The organism is Rhizobacter sp. P2_H2, from assembly GCF_056403375.1.
Window position 1 is genome coordinate 1 of the sequence record NZ_JBFUFP010000658.1, and the last position, 3,102, is coordinate 3,102.

The 3,102-nt window shown below is 69.2% G+C and carries 5 protein-coding genes; 1 reads left to right on the plus strand and 4 read right to left on the minus strand.

Annotation, left to right across the window (positions count from 1 at the left end; genetic code table 11):
* The 3 genes from napA to napE form a co-directional block, all read right to left on the minus strand.
* A partial coding sequence (gene napA / locus AC1D15_RS24210; protein WP_477827975.1) for a periplasmic nitrate reductase subunit alpha occupies positions 1 to 1,625 on the minus strand: 1,625 nt, incomplete at its 3' end.
* Entirely contained in the window at positions 1,606 to 1,917 is a 312-nt protein-coding gene (locus AC1D15_RS24215) for a chaperone NapD (RefSeq protein WP_477827971.1), read from the minus strand. The genes AC1D15_RS24215 and napA, both read right to left, overlap by 20 nt.
* Positions 1,918 to 1,920: 3 nt before the next feature.
* Positions 1,921 to 2,079 carry a periplasmic nitrate reductase, NapE protein gene (napE, locus tag AC1D15_RS24220; RefSeq protein ID WP_477827972.1) on the minus strand — a complete coding sequence of 53 codons (159 nt, stop codon included), beginning with the start codon at positions 2,077 to 2,079 and terminating at the stop codon, positions 1,921 to 1,923.
* A 129-nt stretch (positions 2,080 to 2,208) separates the two neighbouring features.
* Here napE and AC1D15_RS24225 point away from each other — a divergent pair, with 129 nt between their 5' ends.
* A complete protein-coding gene (locus AC1D15_RS24225) occupies positions 2,209 to 2,676 on the plus strand; it encodes an MgtC/SapB family protein (RefSeq protein ID WP_477827973.1) in 468 nt (155 codons plus the stop codon).
* Here the strand turns inward: AC1D15_RS24225 and AC1D15_RS24230 are convergent.
* Positions 2,673 to 3,102: hypothetical protein (locus AC1D15_RS24230; RefSeq protein WP_477827974.1), on the minus strand; the 430-nt coding region annotated here is incomplete at its 5' end. The genes AC1D15_RS24225 and AC1D15_RS24230 overlap by 4 nt on opposite strands.

Consider the following 3,102-nt stretch of genomic DNA (forward strand, 5'->3'; position numbering starts at 1 on the left):
TGCGTGCGCCGCTCGGCATTGCCGTAGGCGCCTTCCTTCTCGACCCACATCGCGGCCGGCAGCACCAGGTCGGCCGCGAGCGCGGTGACGGTCGGGTAGGCATCGGACACCACGATGAAGTTGTCGGGGTTGCGGTAGCCCGGGTAGCCCTCCTGCGTGAGGTTCGCGCCGGCCTGCATGTTGTTGTTGACCATCACCCAGTAGGCGTTCAGCTTGCCGTCCTTCAGCATGCGGTTCTGCAGCACCGCGTGGTAGCCGGGCGTGCCGGGGATGGTGCCCTCGGGGATCTGCCAGATCTCTTCGGCGTGGGCGCGGTGCTTCGGGTTGGTGACGACCATGTCGGCCGGCAGCCGGTTGGCGAAGGTGCCGACCTCGCGCGCGGTGCCGCAGGCCGACGGCTGGCCGGTCAGCGAGAACGGGCTGTTGCCGGGCGTCGCGATCTTGCCGGTGAGCAGGTGCAGGTTGTAGACCATGTTGTTCGCCCAGACGCCGCGCGTGTGCTGGTTGAAGCCCATGGTCCAGAACGACATCACCTTGATCTTCGGGTCGGCGTACAGCTCGGCCAGCGCCTCGAGGCGCTCCTTCGGCACGCCGCTCAGCCGGGCAGTGGACTCGAGGTCGTACTGCGCGACGAAGCGCGCGAACTCGTCGAAGCCGATCGGCTTGGAGCCGCCGGCATCGCCCGCGTTCTTCGCGGCCTTCTGCAGCGGGTGCTCCGGCCGCAGGCCGTAGCCGATGTCGGCGTTGCCGAGCCGGAACGAGGTGTGCTTGTCGACGAACTCGCGGTTCACGCGGCCGGTCGAGATGATGTGGTGCGCGATGTAGTTGAGGATCGCGAGATCGGTCTGCGGCGTGAAGGTGAGTTCGATGTCGGCGAGCTCGTACGAGCGGTGCTCGAAGGTCGACAGCACGGCGACCTTCACATCCTTGCCGCTCAGCCGGCGGTCGGTCACGCGCGTCCACAGGACCGGGTGCATCTCGGCCATGTTCGAGCCCCACAGCACGAACGCATCGGCGGCCTCGATGTCGTCGTAGCAGCCCATCGGCTCGTCGGCGCCGAAGGTGCGCATGAAGCCGACCGCTGCCGAGGCCATGCAGTGGCGGGCGTTCGGGTCGAGGTTGTTCGAACGGAAGCCGGCCTTCATCAGCTTCAGCGCGGCATAGCCTTCCCAGACCGTCCACTGGCCGGAGCCGAACATGCCGACGGCGGTGGGGCCTTTCTCCTTCAGCACGCGCTTGAACTGCGCGGCCATYACGTCGAAGGCCTGGTCCCACGAGACGTGCTGGAACTCGCCGTCCTTCGCGTACTGGCCGTTCTTCATGCGCAGCAGCGGGCGGGTCAGGCGGTCTTCGCCGTACATGATCTTCGACAGGAAGTAGCCCTTGACGCAGTTCAGGCCCTTGTTGACCTCGGCCTCGGGGTCGCCGCGCGTCGCGACGACGCGGTTGTCCTTGACGGCGACGCTGACGCCGCAGCCGGTGCCGCAGAAGCGGCAGGGGGCCTTGGACCACTTCAGCGAGGCGTCGCCGGCGCCCTGGGCGGGCGAGGGCAGCGGGATGCCGGCGACGGCGGCCGCGGCGGCGGCTGCGGTCTGGCGGACGAACTCACGGCGTGGGATCGACATCCGGGACATCGGGGATCTCCTCATTCATGGTGGCCAGGGTGTCGGCGCATTGGTAGACGAGCGCGGCGGTGAGCACGCCGGGGCTGCGTTGGATCAGCGTGATCGCCGCGAGCATCTCGTCGGCGGAGGCGGCTTCGAGCGTGACGATGAGCTTGCCTTGCGGCGACATCGCGTGCACCTCGCTGCCGGGCAGCTGCGCGATGGCGGCGGCGACGGACGCGGTATCGGCCGCAACGGCCTGCACGACGAGGCTCGCGATGTGGAGCTCGGCGGCTTCAACGGGGACCGGCATGGTTCAGTGCGCCGGCGGACCGGTGAAGAGCTGCACCATCCAGACGATGAAGCCGTAGCCGCCGACGAGCGCCACCGCGAGCAGCGGGGCCATCACGGCGGTGAGGAAGAGGAAGCTGCGAAGCTCCTGGCCTTTGGTGAAGGTCTCCGGTGGCTGGCTCATGGCGGCCCTTGACTTGTTGTGGAGCGAGACTTCCGCTGACGGCGCGAATTTGCGCCAGGGGTCGGCGAGCGTCAAGTACAGCGGTAGCATTTGTTGAGGCAGAACAAGGGAACGTCGATGGATCAGGTGATGCGAGCATTGCGCTCCGAGTTTTCCGACCTCGGCGACCCGGAGCAGATCACGCGCGTGCTGCTGCGGCTGACGCTCGCGGCGCTGCTGGGTGGCGTGCTGGGTTATGAGCGGCAGAGCCAGGGCAAGGCCGCGGGCATCCGCACGCACATGCTGGTGGCGATGGGCGCGGCGCTGTTCGTGCTGGTGCCGCAGCAGGGCGGCATGCAGGTGGCCGACCTCAGCCGCGTGATCCAGGGCGTGGTCGCGGGCGTCGGCTTCCTCGGGGCGGGCGCCATCCTGAAGCTGCGTGACGAAGAACAGGTGGTCGGCCTCACGACGGCGGCGGGCGTGTTCATGACGGCCGCGATCGGGGTGGCCTGCGGGCTGGGCCGGGAGTCGACGGCCTTGCTGAGCACCTTGCTGGCGCTGCTGGTGCTGGCGGTGGTGCCGAAGCTGTTCGATCGGGGAGGATCGACCCGGCGCTAGCCGCAGCCCTTCAAGGCCTCGCGCACGGCCGCCGGCCCGGTGACGCCGGGCGGGATGCCCTGCTTGTCCATCTCCTCGAGGATCGGCAGCGCGAGCCGCTGCTGGCTGCAGGCCGCGGCGGCATCGCCGGGTTGCTGCCGGGCCTGCAGCGCGACACCCAGCAGGTGGTGCGCGAGTCCCTGGTGGTGGTGCACGTAGTTGTCTTCTCGCATGCCGGCCGGCAATGCGTCGAACGAGGCCACCGCGGCGCTGAGCACCTCCACGCCGGCACGCGCATCGCGGTCGGCCAGCAGCGCCTCGCCGAGCGAGGTCTGCATGCTGGCGACGTCGGCCTGGAACTGCGTGTTGCCCGGATCCTGGCCGCCGAGCTTGCGCATCATCTCGAGCGCGCGCCGTGCCTGCGCCACCGCCWCGCGCGGCTGGCCG

Bases quoted from the DNA above. Each gene is read 5' to 3' on its own strand.
- AC1D15_RS24215 (WP_477827971.1), bottom strand. From the start codon at position 1,917: ATGCCGGTCCCCGTTGAAGCCGCCGAGCTCCACATCGCGAGCCTCGTC.
- napE (WP_477827972.1), bottom strand. From the start codon at position 2,079: ATGAGCCAGCCACCGGAGACCTTCACCAAAGGCCAGGAGCTTCGCAGC.
- AC1D15_RS24225 (WP_477827973.1), top strand. From the start codon at position 2,209: ATGCGAGCATTGCGCTCCGAGTTTTCCGACCTCGGCGACCCGGAGCAG.